Here is a 20,735-nt window from a genome sequence, read left to right as displayed (position 1 = left end):
CTTTCGTCTGACTTGCTTTTTTTGTAGAAAAACTACAAATTAGCGTCCGGACCAATCAGGTGAAGAAGAATTATGCTGTTTCTCATCTGTTTCTGACTCATCAGGGTATGCCAGCGATGAGTCCTTCCGGGCACCATCAATCAAACCTTGATTGCCAAAAGCAATCTGACTATTGAGCCCATGCGATACAGCACAAAGCAAAATGCTATAGGAGTAAAGATGTCGACACAAACACCAAAAATTATTTATACCGAGACCGACGAGGCGCCAGCACTGGCAACCTACTCTTTACTCCCCATTGTTAAAGCCTTTACCCAATCTGCGGGTATTGAAGTAGAAACCCGAGACATTTCCTTATCTGGTCGCCTGATTTCAACCCTGGGTGAATACCTGAACGAAGATCAGCGCATTGCCGATGCACTGGCTGAACTGGGTGATCTGGCGAAGCAGCCAGAAGCCAATATTATCAAGCTGCCAAACATTAGTGCTTCAATTCCACAAATGAAAGATGCACTGAAAGAACTGCGCGCCAAAGGTTACGCCTTCCCTAAATACCCGGATGAGCCGCAAAACGAAGAAGAAGCCAAAATCAAAGCCTTGTACGACAAAGTAAAAGGCAGTGCGGTTAACCCGGTGCTGCGTGAAGGCAACTCCGATCGTCGTGCTCCGGGTGCGGTAAAAGAATACGCCCGCAAACACCCACACTCAATGGGTGAATGGTCTGCAGATTCCAAAACACATGTTGCTCATATGGAGCACGGTGATTTCTATGGCAGCGAGCAGTCGGTGACTGTTGCAGCCGCTACCGATGTTCGTATTGAGTTTGAAAATGCGTCTGGTGAAAAGCAGGTTCTGAAAGAGAAAACTGCACTGTTGGCGGGTGAGGTTATTGACTCTTCCGTTATGAGCCGCAACGCATTGCGTGAGTTCCTGGCCGCTCAGATTGACGAGTGTAAAGAGCAGGGCTTATTACTGTCTCTGCACCTGAAAGCCACCATGATGAAGGTGTCTGACCCAATCATCTTCGGTCATGCCGTTGAAGTCTTCTTTGCCGAGTTATACGAAGAGTTTGCCGAAGACTTTGCCAGCGTCAGCATCAATCCAAACAACGGCTTTGGTGATGTGGTTAATAAAATGGATCGCCTGCCAGAAGATAAACAGCAAGCGATCAAAGCAAAGATCGATGCCATTTTTGCATCCCGCACCAAGGTTGCGATGGTAGATTCCGACAAGGGCATCACCAATCTGCACGTGCCAAACGATGTTATCGTTGATGCTTCTATGCCAGCGCTGATCCGTAACTCCGGTAAGGCCTGGGATGAGAACGGTGGTTTGGCAGATACCAAGGCCATCATTCCTGATCGTTGTTATGCTGGTGTTTATCAGGAAACCATTGAGTTCTGTAAGAAACACGGTGCATTCGACCCAACGACGATGGGCACCGTGCCTAATGTTGGTTTGATGGCTCAGAAAGCTGAAGAATACGGCTCTCACGATAAAACCTTTGAAGTACCAGACAATGGCAAAATCTCTGTGATTGATGCAGCAGGCACCGTGCTGATGCAGCATGAGGTTGAGCAGGGTGATATCTGGCGTATGTGTCAGGCCAAAGATGCGCCGATTCAGGATTGGGTGAAGCTGGCCGTTAAACGTGCTCGCTTAACGCAAACCCCGGCTGTGTTCTGGCTGGATAAAAACCGCGCCCACGATGCACAATTAATTGCCAAGGTTGAACAATACCTGCCGCAACACGATACAGCTGGCCTGGAAATTCACATCATGGCACCGGAAGAAGCAACTCGTTTCTCGCTGGAGCGCATTAAGAACGGTGAAGATACTATTTCCGTAACGGGCAACGTGCTGCGTGATTATCTGACTGACCTGTTCCCGATCATGGAGCTGGGTACCAGTGCCAAGATGCTGTCGATTGTGCCGTTGATGAATGGTGGTGGTTTATTCGAAACAGGCGCAGGTGGTTCTGCGCCTAAGCATGTTCAGCAATTGCTGGAAGAGGACTTCCTACGTTGGGATTCTCTGGGTGAGTTTATGGCATTGGCTGCTTCTCTGGAGCACCTGGCTGAAAGCACGGATAATGCTCGTGCTGCGGTTCTGGCCAAAGCACTGGATGTGGCAACGGGCGAGTTACTGGATGAGAACAAGTCTCCGGGCCGTAAAGTGGGTGCGCTGGACAATCGTGGTAGTCACTTCTTTATCGCTAAATACTGGGCTCAGGCACTGGCCGCTCAGAATGACGATGCAGAGTTGAAGGCTGCCTTTGCAGCGGTTGCTCAATCATTTGCCGACAATGAAGAGAAAATCATTGCTGAGCTGGCAGCTGTTCAGGGCAAAGATGCTGATATTGGTGGCTATTACCGCCCAGATCCGCAACTGGCTGAAAAGGTGATGCGCCCAAGCGCAACGCTGAATGAGTTGGTTGAAGGTATTCGCTGCTAAGCGAATGCCTCAATAATAGGAGTCTGTTCGCAGACTCTGAGCATAAAAAAACCGCCGATTGGTGGTTTTTTTATGGGTGCTGTTTTGTTTGTCTGCTGCTTAAAATCAGGCTTCAGCTAATTCAGCTTCTGGTTGAATGATTTGTGCTGGTTCGCTGGCAGGCTGTTCGGATATTTCACCGCCATCGTCAAGTGCACGAATATTGATGGCGTGTGTGCCTTTATCGCTGGGTTTGGTATCGAATTGAACGGATTGGCCCGCTTTGAGAGTGCGATAGCCATCCATCTGAATGGTGGAGTAGTGAGCAAAAAGATCTTCGTTGCTATCGTCCGCCAGAATGAAGCCGTAGCCTTTGGCGTTATTGAACCACTTAACTTTCCCTGTTTTCATTCTGAACCTCCTTCTCGAGCTTGAAAGCGGGAACTGCAAATCAGGAGGGGATGTATGCCGTCCTGACAATGACTTAACTACATTACGCTCCACTCATACATTCGTCAAGACAATGGAATGCATTGTTTTATCGGAAACCTCTTGTTTATTGGCTTGGAGGCCTTATTCAGGAAAGGTATGATGAACTTTTACTCTTACCTGATAATCTCAGATGCATCATATTTTTAAAACTCAACTAAACTCAAACCAAGATGAACCGGAATTTGATGGGGAAGGTGGTGTTGCTGTAGAGCCAGCAAAACCCGAGCTGAAACGACCATCCATGTACAGTGTGATCATGCTGAATGATGATTACACGCCGATGGAATTTGTTGTGGAAGTGCTCCAGAAGCTGTTTGGCAAAAATGCCGAAGAAGCAACGCAAATCATGTTGGCAGTACACACTAAGGGCAGTGCGGTCTGTGCAATTTACAGCCGCGATGTAGCAGAGACAAAAGCAGCTATGGTGAATCAGTATTCCCGTGACTGTAATCATCCGCTGATGTGTGAAATCGCACCGGTAGAAGACTAACGCTGAGGAGGCGACATGCTGAATAGAGAGCTTGAGCAAACACTGAATGAAGCGTTCAAGGAAGCTCGCTCGAAACGCCATGAGTTTATGACGGTAGAGCATCTGCTGCTGGCATTGCTGGATAATGATGCAGCCGGAAAAGTGCTGGAGGCATGCGGCGCAGACATGACCAAGCTGCGCAAAGATTTACAGGAATTTGTCGATTCAACCACACCTCTGATTCCGGATGCGGATGCCGAGCGTGAAACCCAGCCAACCTTGGGGTTTCAGCGGGTTTTGCAACGCGCTGTTTTTCACGTGCAGTCATCCGGTAAATCCGAAGTCACTGGCGCCAACGTGCTGGTTGCCATTTTCAGTGAGCAGGAAAGTCAGGCTGTCTATTTCCTTAAACAACAGAATATCGCCCGCATTGATGTGGTGAATTACATCTCGCACGGCATATCCAAGGTGTCAGGTTCGGATGAACCATCCGAGCAAATGGGTGAGCATGTTGATGAAGACGGTGAAGCGTCAGGTAAAAATGCTCTCGAAGGTTATGCCACCAACCTCAACAAAGTAGCCAAAGAAGGCAAAATTGATCCTCTGATTGGTCGTGACTTTGAAGTGGGTCGCCTGGTACAGATTCTGGCTCGCCGTCGTAAAAACAACCCGCTACTGGTGGGTGATTCCGGTGTTGGCAAAACCGCTATTATCGAAGGCTTGGCGAAACGCATTGTTGATAAAGACGTTCCGGAAGTGATCGAAGATGCCGTGGTCTACAGTCTCGATATGGGTGCCTTGCTAGCCGGTACCAAATACCGCGGTGACTTTGAAAAGCGCTTTAAAGCGCTATTGGCAGAGCTGAAAAAACAACCGCATGGCATTCTGTTTATTGACGAAATTCATACCATTATTGGTGCTGGTGCTGCCTCAGGTGGGGTGATGGACGCCAGTAATCTGCTGAAGCCTTTGCTTAGTTCCGGTGAAATTCGCTGTATTGGCTCAACAACCTTTACCGAATTCCGCGGCATCTTTGAAAAAGACAGTGCACTGACGCGCCGCTTCCCAGAAAATTGATGTAGCCCAGCCATCAGTTGATGACACTTATAAAATTCTGAAGGGTCTGAAATCACGCTTCGAAGAGCATCATGCTATTCGCTACACCGATAAGGCGTTAAAAGCGGCAGCTGAGCTGGCGGATCGCTATATCAATGATCGCAATCAGCCAGATAAGGCGATTGATGTGATTGACGAGGTTGGCGCTCAGCAGCACCTATTGCCGCAGAGTAAGCGTAAAAAAGTGATTGGTGTGCCTGAGGTTGAGCAGGTTGTGGCTGCTATTGCCCGTATTCCTCCCAAGTCCGTTTCGGCTTCGGATAAAGAACTGCTGTTTAAGCTGGAAGATAAACTGTCGATGGTGGTATTTGGCCAAGATGAAGCCATTCAGACGCTGTCTACGGCGGTGAAGATGTCGCGCGCCGGGTTAAATGCACCGGAAAAACCGATTGGCTCCTTCTTATTTGCTGGCCCAACCGGGGTTGGTAAAACCGAGGTGTCGAAACAGTTGGCGTCGGTGATGGGCATGGAACTGGTGCGCTTTGATATGTCGGAATACATGGAGCGTCATACCGTCTCCCGCCTGATTGGTGCACCTCCGGGTTACGTGGGGTATGACCAGGGTGGCTTACTGACGGAAGCCGTGAATAAAAACCCGCATTGTGTGTTGTTGCTGGATGAAATTGAGAAAGCTCATCCGGAAGTATTCAACATCCTGTTGCAGGTAATGGATCACGGCACGTTAACCGACAATAATGGCCGTAAGACGGACTTCCGTAATGTCATTCTGATTATGACCACCAATGCCGGGGCTCAGATGATGAGTCGCAACAGTATTGGCTTTACTCATCAGGATCACACAACCGATGGTGCAGAAGAGCTCAAAAAGGTATTCACGCCTGAGTTCCGCAATCGCCTTGATTCCGTGATTCAGTTTGCACCGCTATCAAAAGATACCATTCTGCATGTGGTTGATAAGTTTGTCGCTGAGCTGCAGGGCCAGCTGGACGAAAAACGAGTCAGCATTCTGGTGTCTGAAGAAGCGAAGCGCTGGCTGGGGGAGCATGGTTATGATGAAAAAATGGGTGCTCGTCCAATGAATCGTCTGGTTCAGGATAAGATCAAGAAGCCGCTGGCAGAGAAGATTCTGTTTGGTGAGTTAGCCAATAATGGTGGCGAGGTCGAGATTCTGGTTGAGGATGATGATATTGCGATTGAAGTGGTGGAAGAGGTTCCTGCATAGGAACCTCGTCATTCCGGCCAGGGAGGGCCGGAAGAGGCGCTGCTATTGATTAGCGCGCGCGGTAGGTGATGCGACCTTTGCTCAAGTCGTATGGAGTCAACTCCACTTTCACCTTGTCGCCGGTCAGGATGCGGATGTAGTTTTTACGCATCTTGCCTGAAATATGAGCAGTAACTACGTGTCCGTTTTCCAGTTTTACACGGAACATAGTGTTTGGAAGGGTATCAATTACTTCACCTTCCATTTCAATGTGATCATCTTTTGCCATTCGTCACCTGTTTAGACGCTGAGCTTATGCCCGCTTGGTTAGTACAACACCCACTTGGTTAGTACAGTGCGCGCGCATTCTGCCTCAAATTCCCGAAAAAGCAAAGGGCTATCTCGGTTTCGGTCGCCACTCGTCATCAATTAAGGTATCCAATGGCGAAAAACGGGTTTTATAAGCCATTTTCTGACAGCCATCCACCTGATAGCCCAGGTAGTTAAAAGGCAATTTAAGACCTTGTGCCAACAAGGTCAGGGATAGAATCAAAAACATAGCCGGAGAACGCCCGGATTGCTGCGGCTCAAAAAAACAATACACCGATGACAAGCCATCATCTAATACATCAAACACCAGGCTGCCGATCAGCTTGTCACCCAAGTAGGCCGATAAAAAACGGGTGTTGCCAAAGTCTTCCAGCAGAAATCCCTGGTATTGTTCAAAATGAGGCGGGTACATATCGCCATCCGAGTGTCGCTCACTGATGTAGCGTTTATAAGTCGGGTAGTGCAGTGCTCCATCAATTGGCAGTTCAACTTTCAGAGTCAGATCCTGATTCTTTTTCAGAATGCGTTTGTGAGAGCGCGAAAGTGTTAACTGCTGAGCCTGAATGCGCACCGACTGGCAAGCATTGCAGTCCGGGCATTCCGGACGATACACAACCCGCCCACTGCGGCGAAAGCCATTTTGACTGAGTAGGGTAAGCTCCTGTTGACCCAGCTCCAGGCGAGGGTCGACATACAGACTGCGGGAGCGCTGTTGTGGCAAATATGAGCAGGGCTGGGATTCATGAGGCAGATAAACGCGGATTTGTTTCATATCAGGCGCTCGCTGAAATCAATAGTGCGGACGGCAGCTGGAGTTGGGTTTTCTCTTGTATTGCCTGCTGTAATTGCGCTTCAAATTGAGAGCGCGGGATCTCCTGAGCGCCAAATTGAGCTAAATGCTCAGTGTGCATCTGGCAGTCAATCATCTGAATGCCATGCTCAAGCAGCAGTGGTGCGGTTACACCAAAGGCAATTTTTGACGCGTTGGATTCCCGGGAGAACATCGACTCGCCAAAAAACACCCGCCCTTTAAGCAGTCCATAGCAGCCGCCAATCAGCTCGCCATCGGGATTCCAGAGCTCAATACTTAGTGCCCGGCCACTGCGCAGCATACGCTGATAGCTGGTTATGATGTCATCATCAATCCAGGTGCCGGACTCCTCGGCCCGCGGAGCAGCACAGGCCTGAATCACACGTTCAAACGCCTGATTCAGGGTGACGGTGTAGTTTTTTGCACGATTAATCAGTTTTCTTACGGTTCGTGGGATTCGGAATGATTCTGCTGTAATCACAGCGCGTGGTGCGGGTGTCCACCATAAGCGCACTTCTTCCGGGTCATTCCAGGGGAAGATGCCCTGACGATAAGCCTGATCCAGCCACAAAGGCGATGTACAACCTCCGGCCGCCAGTAAGCCATTAGGTTCGTCCAGTGCCTGGTGGCTGGCGGGGAAAAAAGGTGGTTGTGCTGCATCAAGCCAGTCAATCATGTAAAACCCGTGGTAAACTCTCGTCTTTGCTTATTTAGTGTAACAGGAACACGATTTGTCCGAAGATAAGTCTTTGAAGGATTCAGATGTTTTATCGTCTTCGTTAGCGGCTGAAGCTGATGAATCTCAGCCGAAACAGAGTGGTCGAAACAAACGTCAGGACGTTGTTTTTCTTCTGATGGTGGTCGGTTCGCTGTTATTGCTGACCGCCTTGATTTCTTATTCGCCAGAACAGGGGGGCTGGAGTGCTATTGGCGCTGATGCCTCGCAAAATGCAGCCGGGAGGGTAGGTGCCTACCTGGCGGATTTCCTGTTTCACTCGCTGGGTCTGCTGGCTTTTGCTTTCCCGTTGTTGATTATTACCCGCATTGCATTGTTATTTCGCTCACGACGCGAGCCTTATGAGCCCTGGTATATCCGCAGCTTAGGGATCATTCTGATTATCATGACGCTGAGCGCGCTGGCGGAAGTGAGTATCTGGCAAGCGCCCTGGCTGCCAGCTGGAGCGGGTGGCGCATTAGGTAGCCGTCAGATTGAGCTATTGCTGCCGCTGTTTGGTTTTATTGGCTCAGTGATGATTCTGACTGCCGGACTGGCATTAGGGCTGGTTTTATATCTGGAATTTTCCTGGCTTGTGGTATTTGAGCGAATCGGTGGTTGGCTGATGTCATTGGTCACGCGACTTAAACAGAAGAGACATCAACAAAAACAACATCAGCAGAAGCAAGATGCCAAAAAAGAGGCTCCATCAGAGCCTGTTCGTGCGGAAGCTAATGATGAGCCAATAGAACCATTGTTCTCTGATATGGATGCGCTAACTGCCGCCGACGATATTCCACTGGTAACGGACACCTTAGAAGCAGAAACCTTCCCCGAACCTGCTGTTGTTGCAGAGCCTTTTATTGAACCGCCTCTTATTGCAGAACCCCTTGTAGAAAAAACGCTGCCGGAGATAAAGCCAAAACGGGCGCAAGCAAGGTCATCTGCCTCTACGCCAGCCAAGACTCAAGCAGCGCCAGCACCAACACTGCAACCAGAACCGCAATCCTCAGGTGATAAAGAAATCCCAATTCAGCCGCTGGAGAAAAAAGAGAATGGCGTGTCCGAGCGCGCAGCCCGGGAGTTGCAGGGCAGTTTATTTAAGGCCGATCAACCACTGCCGTCGATTGCCTTGCTGGACCCACCGCGCACCGATCAGGGCGCAGGATTCTCCCCTGAGCGATTGCAGGATATGTCACAAATGCTGGTGCAGAAGCTGGCCGACTTTGGTGTAAAAGTCGAAGTCACTGCCGTGGCGCCGGGGCCGGTGATTACCCGGTTTGAGATTCAGCCTGCTCCTGGTGTTAAGGCCAGTAAAATCTCGGGTCTAGCGCGAGATTTGGCCCGCTCCATGGCGATGGTTGCGGTGCGTGTGGTGGAAGTTATTCCGGGTAAATCTGTAATGGGCATTGAGGTGCCCAATGAAAATCGTGCCATGGTGTCGATCTCCGAAGTACTGGCTTCGAAGGAATACGACAAAGGCAAATCACCACTGACCATCGCCCTGGGCCATGATATTGGTGGCAACCCCATTGTTACTGATTTGGCCAAGGCGCCGCATATGCTGGTGGCCGGTACCACAGGATCGGGTAAATCGGTGGGCGTAAACGCCATGTTGCTGTCGCTACTATTCAAGGCCACGCCAGAAGAGCTGCGCCTGATTCTGGTTGACCCCAAGATGCTGGAGCTTTCGGTGTATGAAGGTATCCCACACCTGCTAACTCCGGTAATCACCGATATGAAAGAAGCGCACAATGGCTTGCGTTGGTCGGTGGAAGAGATGGAGCGTCGTTATCAGCTGATGGCGGCCATGGGCGTTCGTAATATTGCCGGCTTTAACAAAAAGGTTAAGGACGCGCTGGATGCTGGTCAGCCGATTGTTGATCCGACCTGGCAGATTGACCAATCCTTCGATACCACGCCACCAACGCTGGAACCTCTGCCTTATATCGTGATTGTGATCGACGAATTTGCCGACATGATGATGATGGTGGGCAAAAAGGTTGAAGAACTGATTGCTCGTATTGCCCAGAAAGCCCGGGCGGCGGGCATTCATATGATTCTGGCGACCCAGCGCCCGTCGGTGGATGTCATTACTGGCTTGATTAAAGCCAACGTGCCGACCCGGATTGCCTTTCAGGTGTCGTCCAAAATCGATTCTCGTACCATTCTGGATCAGGGTGGTGCAGAGCAGCTGCTGGGTCATGGTGATATGTTATTTATGCCGCCTGGTAGCGCTTTGCCCGAACGGGTTCATGGTGCCTTTGTGGATGATGATGAAGTTCACCGCTTGGTTGCCGAGTGGAAGCAACGTGGTGAGCCGGAATACATCGAAGAAATCACCCAGGGCGGCGAAGGTGATGGTGTGCCGGGCATGGAAGGCGGTGATGAAAAAGATGACTTGTACGATCAGGCGGTGGCATTTGTTACTGAATCCGGCAAATGTTCTATTTCGTCAGTTCAGCGTAAATTGCGCATCGGCTACAACCGCGCTGCACGTCTGGTAGAAACCATGGAAGCCTCGGGTGTGGTTTCGCCACCGGCTCATAATGGTGCTCGGGAAGTAATTGCCCGCGCTGCACCACAATAGAGTAGCGCTGCAATAAAACTGCACTGCAATAATATTTACTGTTAACTTTATTTTAATCAATCTGCTAGGAAAGTTCCGACAATGTTCTCTCGCGTGATATGGCTGTTCACTCTGTTAATTAACCTGTCCTGGTTTGGTGTTCCGGCCTATGCCGATACAAGCCAAGCTAATGACAAGAGCGTGACTAATGAAAAGGCGCTGGCGTCATTTTTATTGGCATTAGAGGGCATGGAAAACTTTCAGGCCAGCTTTGTTCAATCATCCAAAACACAAACCGGCGAAATCCTGCAGCAAATGGAAGGCTCGTTAAGCGTCGCTAAGCCCGGAAAGATGCGTTGGCAAACTGAAGATCCCTTTGCTCAGCTGGTGGTGTCGGATGGCCAGTTAATCTGGGTTTACGATATGGATCTGGAGCAGGTCACGATTCGTAATATGGATCAGCGTGTTCAGGAAACTCCGGCCTTACTGCTGAGTGGTAATACGCAGGAAATTGATGCCAGTTTTGTTGTCAGCAAAACCACTGCTGATGAAAACGTGATTTATCAGTTGATGCCAAAAGACTCCAGCCAGTTATTTCAGTCGCTGGAATTTCATTACCACGACCATATCCTGCAAGGCATGAAAATTTATGATGCGGCCGGTCAGATCACCGACATTGTCTTCACTCAGCAAAAGCAGAATCAGGTGGTTGATGAGCAAGCCTTTGTGTTTGATGTGCCTGAAGGTGTGGATGTAATAGACGGTCGCTCACTTTGAAAACTACCTGCGTTGCCATTACTGCGTTAAAAATAAGTTCTGAATGCTCATTTATTCCTTATAAATTGCGCGTTCTCACTTATTTTGTGCCTTGTGCTGGCTTCCTCGGAAACGTTTTCAATATTCAGTGCGATATATCTGTAGGTGGTTATGTCTGACGATTTATTTGGCTCGCCTCAGCCCGCTTACGAGCCACTGGCATCGCGGTTGCGACCACAAACCCTGGATGAATACGTCGGTCAGGGGCATGTGGTTGGCCCGGGTACCCCGTTGCGCCGTAGTCTCGATAATGGCGAATTACATTCGATTATCTTCTGGGGGCCGCCGGGGGTGGGGAAAACCACGCTGGCCCGACTGATTGCTCATTATGTTGATGCCAGCTTCTTGACCATCAGTGCGGTGATGTCAGGCGTAAAGGATATTCGTGATGCCGTGGTACGCGCTCAACAAAGCCGTGCTGCCGGGCGCAAAACCGTGCTGTTTATTGACGAAGTGCACCGCTTTAACAAGTCTCAGCAAGATGCGTTTTTGCCTTATGTGGAAGATGGCACCTTCTTGTTTGTTGGCGCGACCACGGAGAACCCTTCATTTGAGCTGAATAATGCACTGTTATCGCGGGCTCAGGTGTACATCCTTAAAAGCCTGCTGCCGGAGCAGATTGAGCAGGTTCTGCAGCAGGCGCTGGCTAAGCTGGACGATGCGCCACACGTTGAGCCGCAAGCGATTCAACGTATTGCTCAGGCCAGTGACGGTGATGCGCGCAAATCCCTTAACTTGCTTGAATTTGCTTTGCAATTGGCTAAAGCCGAGGGGCGGTTGGATCTTGATGTGGTTGACCAGTTGCTGGCCAATAACCTGCGTCGTTTTGATAAAGGCGGTGAGGCGTTTTACGATCAGATTTCCGCATTACACAAATCCGTGCGCGGTTCTGATCCGGATGCGGCCATGTACTGGTTTGTGCGTATGTTGGATGGCGGTTGTGATCCGCTTTACATCGCCCGGCGTGTGGTGCGTATGGCCTCGGAAGATATTGGCAACGCCGATCCACGTGCTTTAGCCTTGTGCACCAATGCCTGGGATGTACAAACCCGGCTGGGCAGTCCGGAGGGCGAATTGGCGATTGCTCAGGCGGTGATGTATCTGGCGTGTGCGCCAAAAAGCAACGCCGTATATATGGCGTACAATAATGCCCGGACCATGATTGCGGAACAGCCCAGTTATGAGGTGCCGCTGCATCTGCGTAATGCGCCAACCAAGCTGATGAAAGAGTCAGGTTATGGTGAAGAATATCGCTACGCCCATAACGAACCAGAAGCTTTTGCCGCCGGTGAAAACTATTTTCCGCCGGAGCTGAAAGACACACGCCTGTATGAACCAACACCGCGTGGGCTGGAAGGTAAGATCGGTCAGAAGCTGGAGTATTTGCGGCAGCTGAATCAGCAATCGCCGCAGCAGCGTTATCCGAAAGAGGAGCACTGATATGGCGCTGATATGGATCGGTCTTGGCGGTGCGTTAGGGGCTATCTCCCGCTATCTGGTTGCAACCGCCGTGTTTAAATGGCTGGAGAAGCCATTTCCTTATGGCACCCTGTCGGTGAACCTGCTAGGCTCCTTCGCCATTGGCGTGGCCTACATCTGGTTAGTACAACACCAGTGGGGCGGAGATCACCACAAGCAACTGGCGATGGTGGGTTTCCTGGGCGCGTTTACAACATTTTCCACCTTCTCTTTAGAAAGTATTACCCTGATACAGCAAGAACGCTGGATGGCAGCGTTAAGCTATATGGGAATCAGCCTGATGGGATGTTTGCTGGCGACATTGTCCGGAATGTGGCTGGCCCGGTGGTTATCAGAATCGATTGGTTAACAATTATTATTTTTTTGGAAAAAGTAGAAGCAGACGAATGCTGGACATCAAATTTATTCGCGACAATCTGGATCAGGTAAAAGCAGGCCTGGCGAAAAAGGGATTCACCTTTGACGATATCGAATTTAAGCGTCTGGACGAAGCACGTAAATCGTCGCTGACCAAGGCTCAGGCGTTGCAGGCTGAGAAGAAGAAGGCCTCGAAACAGATTGGTGCATTAATCGGTCAGGGCATGTCGCCTGAAGATGCCAAAGCTCAGGTGATGGGCAGCATTGATGCGGATATTACTGAAGCGGAAGCGGCGGCTAAGCAAGCTGAACAGGCACTGCAGAGCCTGCTGATGAGTATTCCGAATGTGCCGCGTGATGAAGTACCACATGGTAATGATGAAGAAGACAACGTTGAAGTTGCAGTTTGGGGTGAACCAACACAGTTTGAGTTTGAAGCCAAAGATCACGTTGATCTGGGTGAGCCGCTGGGTCTGAGCTTTGATGCTGGCGCAACGGTTGCCGGTTCTCGCTTTGTTGCTATGTCCGGCAAGATGGCCCGTCTGCACCGCGCGTTAGCTCAGTTTATGCTGGACACCCACAGCGAAGCACACGGTTATGAAGAAACCTATACGCCGTATCTGGTGAATAAAGATGCGCTGGAAGGTACCGGTCAGTTGCCTAAATTTGAAGAAGATCTGTTTAAGATTCCTAACGCCCAGGGCGATAAAGATCTGTATCTGATTCCAACCGCTGAAGTGCCGGTTACCAACTTGCTGCGTGAAAATATTTCAACGCAGGAATTACCGATTAAGAAAGTTGCCCATACGCCGTGTTTCCGTTCTGAAGCGGGCAGTTATGGTCGTGACACCCGCGGCATGATTCGCCAGCATCAGTTTGACAAGGTTGAGCTGGTTCAGTTTGTTAAAGCCGGGGATTCCGATGCCGCATTAGAAGAACTGACAGGCCATGCTGAAGCGATTCTGCAGAAGCTGAATCTGCCGTACCGCAAAGTGATTTTGTGTGGTGGCGATCTGGGCTTTTCTGCGGCCAAAACTTACGATCTGGAAGTATGGCTGCCGGGTCAGCAGAAGTACCGTGAAATCTCTTCCTGCTCTAACTTTGAAGATTATCAGGCACGTCGCATGGGTGCTCGCTGGCGCAATCCCGAAACCAATAAGCCGGAATTGCTGCATACTCTGAACGGTTCGGGTCTGGCGGTTGGTCGTACCATGGTAGCGGTACTGGAAAACTACCAGCAAGCCGACGGTTCTATTGTTGTGCCGGAAGCCTTGCGCCCATATATGGGTGGCTTAGAACTAATTAACTAATTGTTCTTATAATTAGCCAGCGGCTCTTATCATTATTAATAAGTTAATGGGCCGACTGGCCTGAGTTTGATAAGAGATAGACAATCATGATGAATTTACCCCTCGTGTTCCGGGGGGATCATTCCTCCTTTGTTGTGGTGGGTGGTGGCAATATCGCCCAGCGCAAAATCCGCACGCTGCTACAGGCAGATTGCACTTTGCAGGTGGTTGCCCCTGAGCTGCCGCACGACCTGCAACAACACATCCTTAATAGCCCACAAGCCAATTGGCAGGCCCAGTTAGCGGATGAGTCGCTGGATTTTGCCGACGCTGGGTTTGTAGTATTGGCGACCGATAACGGCGAGCTGAATCAGGCGTTGGCGACAAAGGCCCGAAGCGAAGGGCGTAAAGTCTGCCGGGTTGACCAGACAACCGACAACGACTTTATCTTTCCGGCGGTGATTGATCGCTCTCCGGTGCTGGTGGCGGTATCTACCAGTGGTGGTTCTCCGGCACTGACGCGTTATCTGAAAGAGCGGCTGGAAGCCTTTTTGCCGCTGGAGTACGCCGACCTGGGCAAGCTGATGCAGTCTTTGCGCGAGCGTATTAAACAAAAGCTGCCAGCCAAGGAACGAGCGGCGTTCTGGCGCCTCTGGATACACTCGAATGTGCCGGAGCTGGTGATATCACGTCAGCCCGAGCGTGCTGAGGTGTTAAGTGAAGCACTGATTGCCGGTTCCGAAGAAACTCGTGGTGAAGCGTATCTGGTGGGTGCCGGGCCTGGTGATCCGGACCTGTTAACGTTTCGCGCGCTGCGCCTGATTCAGAGTGCGGATGTGGTGTATTACGATCGGCTGGTTAACCCAAGAATCCTGGAGTTTATCTCGCCGGATGCAGAAAAATTTTATGTTGGTAAAGCCAAAAGTGACCATGCGGTTCCTCAGGAAGGCATTAACCAACTGCTGGTTAAATCCGCTCAGGAAGGTAAACGGGTGTTGCGCTTAAAAGGCGGCGATCCGTTTATTTTTGGCCGTGGTGGTGAAGAAATTGAAGAGCTGGCCGAAGCCGGAGTGCCATTTCAGGTGGTGCCGGGTATTACCGCAGCCAGTGGTTGTGCCTCGTATTCCGGCATTCCGTTAACTCACCGAGATCATGCGCAAAGTGTTCGTTTTGTGACCGGCCATTTAAAAGATGGCACGTGCAACTTGCCCTGGCATGAATTGATACACCCACACCAGACACTGGTGATTTATATGGGGTTAACCGGAATCCCGGTGATTTGTCAGCAATTGATGGATCATGGCATGTCTGCCAGCACTCCAATTGCTTTGATCGAGAAAGGCACCTTGCCAGATCAGAAAGTACATATATCAACGATTGCGGATATGCCTGCGTATGTCGCTGAGCATACCTTGCAGGCGCCAACATTAACGGTGATTGGCTCTGTTGTGTCTTTACACGACAAATTATCCTGGAAAAATGATTCGTGATTGTATTGCCCTTTTTTGTGGCACTTCTTGTGAAACTTTGCTCTGAAGTGCCTGAAAGGGCAGCATTTCTACGTATTTAGTCTAGGCTTATTCCTGATAGGTCATTAATTACCTGGGAATAACCATGAGTCTTCTGAACTCCTTAAGCATCAAAGCAAAAATCTTTGCTCTGGCGGGTGTCGCGATATTGGGCTTTATCATCAACCTGATGATGAGTGCCAATATCAATAATGCAAACTCTGAACGACTGCAGATGATTCAGGAGACTTTTTTTCCTGTCGTGCAGGACTCCAAAGCCAACCTGGTTCGGCTGGAACAGATTAAGGAACTATTTTCGACGGCCGTCAGTACGGGCGAAATGGATTTTGTAAACAATGCTGAAAAAATCAAAGAGCAGGTCAATCTCAGTCTGAATATGCTGGAGCGTATCTGGCAACAGCGCAGCCCTGAGATTCAGGCAATACGCTCGACTTTTGAAAGTTACTTTTCGTCTGCAAAAAAACTATCGGTGGGCATGCTGGATGGCTCACTTGACCCTTCTTTGATTCCGACGACAGTGGATGAAATGAATGCCAGCCTATCAAAGACCAAAGAATTGATGGAAGTGTATTCTGAAGAAGGCCTGACGGCATTTAACGAAACGGTTGATGCCTCTAATCAGGCAGCCAAAAACGTGCTGTCGGTAGGGCTGACGATTACTCTGGTTGCCATTGTAATGATCTCTTTTGTCGCCTGGACCACCAGCTCGGTGATTGGTAAAGCGGTTAAGAATCTGGTGCGTTCATTGCGGGGTATTGCAACCGGTGATGGCGACCTGACGCAGCGAATTGAGAAAACCTCGAATGATGAGCTGGGTGAAGTTGTTGATTGGTTTAACCAGTTCATTGATAAACTGCATCAAAATATTGGTGATGTGGTGAACTCCACCCGACCGCTAAGTGGAGTGTCGAATGACCTTGGCAGCCTGACCAGCCAGACATCCACCATTGCTGAAAGTCAGAATCACGCCACGGAAGTTGTGTCTGGCGTGGTGGAAGAAATGGTAGGCAGTGTGAAAGAGGTATCTGCCAATGCCAGCTCAGCTGCACAAGCGGCAACGGAAGCTGACAGCGCCGCCAAGCAAGGCCGGGAGATTGTGTCTGAGACGGTTAAAAGTATTAATGGCCTGGCTTCAGAGGTGGAGCGAGCCAGTGATGTGATCAAACAGCTGGAAGCAGACACCTCTAATGTTGGTAGCATTCTGGATGTGATTAAAGGCATTGCTGAGCAGACTAACCTGCTGGCTCTGAATGCTGCAATTGAGGCAGCTCGTGCTGGTGAGCAGGGGCGTGGTTTTGCCGTGGTTGCTGATGAGGTACGCACGCTGGCGTCACGCACTCAGGATTCAACCCAGGAAATCCAGTCGGTGATTGAGCAGTTGCAGAGTGCGGCGCAATCAGCCGTTTCTGTGATGAGCGAAAGCCAGGAGCGCGCTCAGAATAGTGTTGATCAGGCGGCCCGCACAGACGAAAGCTTACAGGCGATTACCGATAAGGTTGGTTCGATCAATCAAATGAATTCACAAATTGCCACTGCAACCGAGCGCCAAGAGCGCGCGGCGTTCAGCATTAAGGACAACGTGGTTGAAATTAAACAGCGCTCGGAAGAAGCGATGAGCGCAGTCAGTCAGGTAGAAGCCGCCAGCCGATCACTGACGGACATCTCTCGTAGCCTGCAGCGCGTAACCGACCAGTTTAAAGTGTAAGCTGGTCAGTTACGGTGTTGTGGTCTTTGCTTCGTGCATCCCAGGCCGTCTTGCAACGATCAAAAGCAGCGTCATAATCGCTGCTTTTTTCGATGGCACACAATGCCAACGCGGCTGTCTTAACCACCGCCTGTTCAGCATATTCACTGTGTAAGCGACCGTGCCACACATCACTCAGGTGTTGTGGTGAGGTGTCTTTTGGCTTGTCTTCAAACAAGCTTTGGTCGTTTTGAATAACAATTTCACCTTGCTCGCCGTTAAAGCAATACTGAGCAACGCATTTGCGTTCCGGATTGACCTCAAATTCACCACCTTCGCCTTTAATTACCAGGGCATCGTGATTCAATAGTGCAGCAGCACCGCAGTGCATGGCTTTGTAATTGGGGTGAAAAATACCCTGAACACTGGGGACGTGCTGGGGTGAAATGGTTTTCAGCACCGTGTTGATCGGAGAGCGTACCCCCAGTACCGATTTTAATAACAACCATTCCTGCAGCTGAGGGTTAATGGCGGAGCAGGGCAGGTAGGCCAGCGAATGGTGGCGCATCTCGCTGGCTTGCGTGAGTTGTGGCAGGTTAAATTGCTCAAATACCTCATGCAGATAAATCCGCCCTTCGGTGTGTGACAAGCTGCCATGAAACAGAATTTTATAGCCCATGTCTTTCAGTAATAATGCCGACAACAAACACCAGAACGGCTGGCGACGCTTGCCGGCATAACTGGCCCATAACAGATCGGCATCCAGATCCTGTGGCAGATACTCACTGATGGCTTTGGCAAATCCGGCAATCTCCTGCTCGTCTTCTTCCAGCACTCGCATCAGCATAAAAATCGCACCCAGTTGCTCAGGGCGATAATTCCCTTTCAGCATATTGCTCATGGTGTAGTGCGCTTCATCAAGCGTCATATGGCGGCTGGCGTTTTTGCCGCGCGCCAGAATGCGTACGTATTCGGCAAGATCGTGTTTTTCCTGAGTGCTCATCAGAGGCAGTTCTCCGGTCGGGGTAGTCCGGCAATTTTGGCGGCAATTTTGGCCGGACTGCCGGGAAATAGGGTTAACAGATAGATGCTGGAGGATTTCTCCGCGCCCAGTGTTTGTTTCAGATATTTGCTTAGTGGCCGCATGGCCGGTGAGATATCAAATTCCTGATAAAAGGCCCGCAACGCGTCAATGACTTCCCAGTGCTCGGGAGTCAGTTCTATCTGTTCAGAATCAGCGAGCTGCTTGGCAACGTCAGGGTTCCAGTCGCTAAGGTCGGCTAAAAAGCCATCTTTGTCGGTATTTAACGGCATCATAATGATCAGAAAAGAAGTTGGTGTTTGCTGTTTTGTTGCAGTGACAAATAGGCGTCTGACGAGATAGGTGCAGCCGTACTCAGCTCAGTGGCATCATTATTGTCTTCGGCTAGATAATAGACCTGATCACAATCGTACATCGCCAGGGCACTGATCAGCTTACTGGCCGATTTGCCTCCGGGGCGCAGGGCGGGTAAATCCTTCTGTAGCCAGCGCTTGCCGTCACCGCTGAAAACAAAAGCTACCTTTTGTTCGAATGCGGCGCACGCCATGCCAAGCTCCAGCGGCTCCAGATCCAGTGTGGGTGGAGTTTTAATATGGATCAGCAGGTCGATTGTAATGTCACTGGCGTTAGAAACGCCTGAAATGCTAGTGGTCTGAGCATGTGTTGTCTGGGTGTGTTCGCCAAACTGTATCAATTGATCGGATTCAGCAACGGCCTCGGCCATTTCACCCAGCCCGGTCAGGGCAAAACTATCAGCCAGATTCGCCGTGCTGTTGTAACGTGCCGCCTCTGTTTCATCAAAAAGACCCCGACGCAGACTGTTGGCGATGCAAGCCTGCAATGGAAAACCAACTTCCTTTGCCAGTGTTTGCCATAACTCAACAATGCTGGGCTGGCCCTGAATAGGCTGCTGATTGTTAAGCCCCGCCAGTACCGCATCCTGGTAGAAGAAAACCCGCAATATCTGGTGCTCGCGGGATGCTTCGCGAATGTAGTCCATTGCCTGTAAATGGCTGCTAAAAGTGAAGGGGCTTTGGTTCAAAAAGATGGAGATTCGGGCCATAACGCAGACTCTGTAGATAAGGCGATAATGATAAGTGCCAATGCTTTGAATGAAAAGAATCGGCTATCACATTGATTTAATAGAAAAATTTTAAAAAAAGAGTTGCACTCGAATAAAAAGAGGGTATTATACGCCTCGCGTCGGAGGGATGGCTGAGCGGTTGAAAGCACCGGTCTTGAAAACCGGCATAGGTTAATAGCCTATCTAGGGTTCAAATCCCTATCCCTCCGCCACTTATTTTAAAGCCCCGCTTACTGTTAGTGAGCGGGGCTTTTTCGTTTCTGGCGCTCAGGCCACATGACTCCCATGCCAGAGAGAATGCTCAGTTTGCTCTTAAGTCAGCCTGCTTGCTTTAACTGCTTCCTTTAATCAGTTGCTCTCATCGCTCCAATATAAGCCACTACTGAACGCGATAGGGCATTCAGGTCATAACCACCTTCAAGCGCGGATAGCACCGGGGTGTTACGTTTCCCGGCCAATTCAGCGATCCATTCACCCAACCAGCGATAGTCATCATCCTGAAGGTTTAACTCCGCCATCGGATCAGCTTCGTGGGCATCGAATCCAGCCGATACTAAAATCAGCTCCGGAGAAAAAGAACTCAGTGCTTCATGCCAGCCATCATAGGTGGCGCTGCGAAAGGTCTGACTGTCGGTTCCAGCTAATAACGGAATATTAATCACATTATTATAGAAGCCGACCTGATAATGAGAATTAGGGTAAAACGGGTGCTGAAAGCTGGAGCAGATCAAAAAACGAGGGTCATTCGCCAGAATATCTATGGTGCCGTTGCCCTGGTGTGCATCAAAATCAATGATCGCAATGCGCTGTAGGTGATGAACCTCAGCTGCTCTTAAGGCGGCAATCGCCAGGTTATTAAAAAAGCAAAAACCCATGCTTTTATTATGTTCGGCATGATGACCCGGAGGGCGGACGCCAACAAAAGCGTTATTGTGAAGGCTCTTTTTGAGTAAAACATCATCCAGTGCCTGAGTGGTCGTGCCAACCGAGTATAAGGCGGCTTCCAGTGTGCCCGGTGCCATTGGCGTGTCTTCGTCGACGTAAATATGACCTTGTTCAGGCTGGATCAGCTGCAATTGCTGGAAATAACCATGGCTATGAGCGCGGACAATATCCGGCGTATGCGCCATACTCCCCTGAATGATATCGAGCTGATCCCACAGGCCGGATTGCTTAAGACCCTGCTCAATCGCCAATAAACGAAGAGCATGTTCCGGGTGGTCATCCCCGGTGTGGTGGGCAAAGTGTTGCTCGAAGGTGTAATAAGCCGTCGTCATAATGCGCCAGAATTGGTATTTTCTGGCAGTGTACCATGCTGACATGGTGCGCAACTAACAGAGACCCTGTACAACTCGCTA

Annotated in this window: 17 protein-coding genes, 1 tRNA gene and 1 pseudogene; 11 read left to right on the top strand and 8 right to left on the bottom strand. The window is 50.1% G+C overall.

All coding sequences use genetic code 11. The annotated features are described in order from the left end of the window. Positions 1-219 precede the first annotated feature (219 nt). Positions 220-2,454 carry an NADP-dependent isocitrate dehydrogenase gene (locus tag ACO05E_RS17195; protein WP_419810716.1) on the top strand — a complete coding sequence of 745 codons (2,235 nt, stop codon included), beginning with the start codon at positions 220-222 and terminating at the stop codon, positions 2,452-2,454. Between the two features lie 105 nt (positions 2,455-2,559). Here the strand turns inward: ACO05E_RS17195 and cspD are convergent, their stop codons facing one another. Further along, positions 2,560-2,844 (bottom strand): cold shock domain-containing protein CspD, encoded by a 285-nt coding sequence (gene cspD, locus ACO05E_RS17190; protein ID WP_419810715.1) that lies wholly within the window; start codon positions 2,842-2,844, stop codon positions 2,560-2,562. 211 nt (positions 2,845-3,055) lie between these two features. Here cspD and clpS point away from each other — a divergent pair, with 211 nt between their 5' ends. Together clpS and clpA are read left to right on the top strand one after the other, a co-directional pair. After that, a complete protein-coding gene (clpS, locus tag ACO05E_RS17185; protein WP_419810714.1) occupies positions 3,056-3,415 on the top strand; it encodes an ATP-dependent Clp protease adapter ClpS in 360 nt (119 codons plus the stop codon). A 15-nt stretch (positions 3,416-3,430) separates the two neighbouring features. After that, positions 3,431-5,693: pseudogene (gene clpA / locus ACO05E_RS17180) on the top strand (ATP-dependent Clp protease ATP-binding subunit ClpA). A gap of 49 nt (positions 5,694-5,742) precedes the next feature. Here the strand turns inward: clpA and infA are convergent. The 3 genes from infA to aat all read right to left on the bottom strand — a co-directional run bounded on the left by infA (position 5,743) and on the right by aat (position 7,489). Next, positions 5,743-5,961 (bottom strand): translation initiation factor IF-1, encoded by a 219-nt coding sequence (infA, locus tag ACO05E_RS17175; RefSeq protein ID WP_028292799.1) that lies wholly within the window; start codon positions 5,959-5,961, stop codon positions 5,743-5,745. 108 nt (positions 5,962-6,069) lie between these two features. Further along, positions 6,070-6,774: an arginyltransferase gene (locus ACO05E_RS17170; RefSeq protein ID WP_419810712.1), complete on the bottom strand. Its 705-nt coding sequence runs from the start codon at positions 6,772-6,774 to the stop codon at positions 6,070-6,072. Position 6,775: 1 nt separating this feature from the next. Beyond that, positions 6,776-7,489, bottom strand: coding sequence for a leucyl/phenylalanyl-tRNA--protein transferase (aat, locus tag ACO05E_RS17165; RefSeq protein ID WP_419810711.1), 714 nt, complete (start codon positions 7,487-7,489; stop codon positions 6,776-6,778). Between the two features lie 55 nt (positions 7,490-7,544). On the opposite strand from aat, the gene ACO05E_RS17160 reads away from it, so the two are divergent. From ACO05E_RS17160 to ACO05E_RS17130, 7 genes are all read left to right on the top strand, one after another. Next, complete coding sequence (locus ACO05E_RS17160; protein ID WP_419810710.1) at positions 7,545-10,118, top strand: DNA translocase FtsK 4TM domain-containing protein; 2,574 nt, start codon at positions 7,545-7,547, stop codon at positions 10,116-10,118. An 81-nt stretch (positions 10,119-10,199) separates the two neighbouring features. Continuing rightward, positions 10,200-10,874, top strand: a complete 675-nt coding sequence (gene lolA, locus ACO05E_RS17155) for an outer membrane lipoprotein chaperone LolA (protein WP_419810709.1) — start codon at positions 10,200-10,202, stop codon at positions 10,872-10,874. Positions 10,875-11,024: 150 nt separating this feature from the next. After that, entirely contained in the window at positions 11,025-12,353 is a 1,329-nt protein-coding gene (locus ACO05E_RS17150) for a replication-associated recombination protein A (protein WP_419810708.1), read from the top strand. 1 nt (position 12,354) lies between these two features. Beyond that, positions 12,355-12,741, top strand: coding sequence for a fluoride efflux transporter CrcB (gene crcB, locus ACO05E_RS17145; RefSeq protein ID WP_419810707.1), 387 nt, complete (start codon positions 12,355-12,357; stop codon positions 12,739-12,741). 37 nt (positions 12,742-12,778) lie between these two features. Beyond that, positions 12,779-14,059, top strand: a complete 1,281-nt coding sequence (gene serS / locus ACO05E_RS17140) for a serine--tRNA ligase (RefSeq protein ID WP_419810706.1) — start codon at positions 12,779-12,781, stop codon at positions 14,057-14,059. An 86-nt stretch (positions 14,060-14,145) separates the two neighbouring features. Next, a complete protein-coding gene (gene cysG / locus ACO05E_RS17135) occupies positions 14,146-15,528 on the top strand; it encodes a siroheme synthase CysG (RefSeq protein ID WP_419810705.1) in 1,383 nt (460 codons plus the stop codon). A 124-nt stretch (positions 15,529-15,652) separates the two neighbouring features. After that, complete coding sequence (locus tag ACO05E_RS17130) at positions 15,653-17,272, top strand: methyl-accepting chemotaxis protein (RefSeq protein ID WP_419810704.1); 1,620 nt, start codon at positions 15,653-15,655, stop codon at positions 17,270-17,272. Here ACO05E_RS17130 and ACO05E_RS17125 read toward each other — a convergent pair. Genes ACO05E_RS17125 through tusD form a run of 3 tightly spaced genes read right to left on the bottom strand, consistent with a single transcriptional unit; the run spans position 17,262 to position 19,356 of the window. Beyond that, positions 17,262-18,254, bottom strand: coding sequence for a glycosyl transferase family protein (locus ACO05E_RS17125; protein WP_419810703.1), 993 nt, complete (start codon positions 18,252-18,254; stop codon positions 17,262-17,264). The two genes, ACO05E_RS17130 and ACO05E_RS17125, sit on opposite strands and share 11 nt — an antisense overlap. After that, positions 18,254-18,568: a TusE/DsrC/DsvC family sulfur relay protein gene (locus ACO05E_RS17120; RefSeq protein ID WP_419810702.1), complete on the bottom strand. Its 315-nt coding sequence runs from the start codon at positions 18,566-18,568 to the stop codon at positions 18,254-18,256. The genes ACO05E_RS17125 and ACO05E_RS17120 overlap by 1 nt, the downstream gene beginning before the upstream one ends. Positions 18,569-18,573: 5 nt before the next feature. Then, the gene (tusD, locus tag ACO05E_RS17115) at positions 18,574-19,356 is read right to left on the bottom strand and encodes a sulfurtransferase complex subunit TusD (RefSeq protein ID WP_419810701.1); all 783 of its coding nucleotides are present in this window, start codon (positions 19,354-19,356) and stop codon (positions 18,574-18,576) included. A 142-nt stretch (positions 19,357-19,498) separates the two neighbouring features. On the opposite strand from tusD, the gene ACO05E_RS17110 reads away from it, so the two are divergent. Beyond that, a tRNA-Ser gene (locus tag ACO05E_RS17110) sits at positions 19,499-19,589 on the top strand. 132 nt (positions 19,590-19,721) lie between these two features. Here the strand turns inward: ACO05E_RS17110 and ACO05E_RS17105 are convergent. Then, complete coding sequence (locus tag ACO05E_RS17105; protein WP_419810700.1) at positions 19,722-20,699, bottom strand: histone deacetylase family protein; 978 nt, start codon at positions 20,697-20,699, stop codon at positions 19,722-19,724. Positions 20,700-20,735: the final 36 nt, after the last annotated feature.

This window comes from Bacterioplanoides sp., assembly GCF_965226395.1.
Taxonomy (GTDB): Bacteria; Pseudomonadota; Gammaproteobacteria; order Pseudomonadales; family Oceanobacteraceae; genus Bacterioplanoides.
Note: the sequence above shows the minus strand (reverse complement) of the source record. Positions and strands in the feature narration are given on the sequence as shown.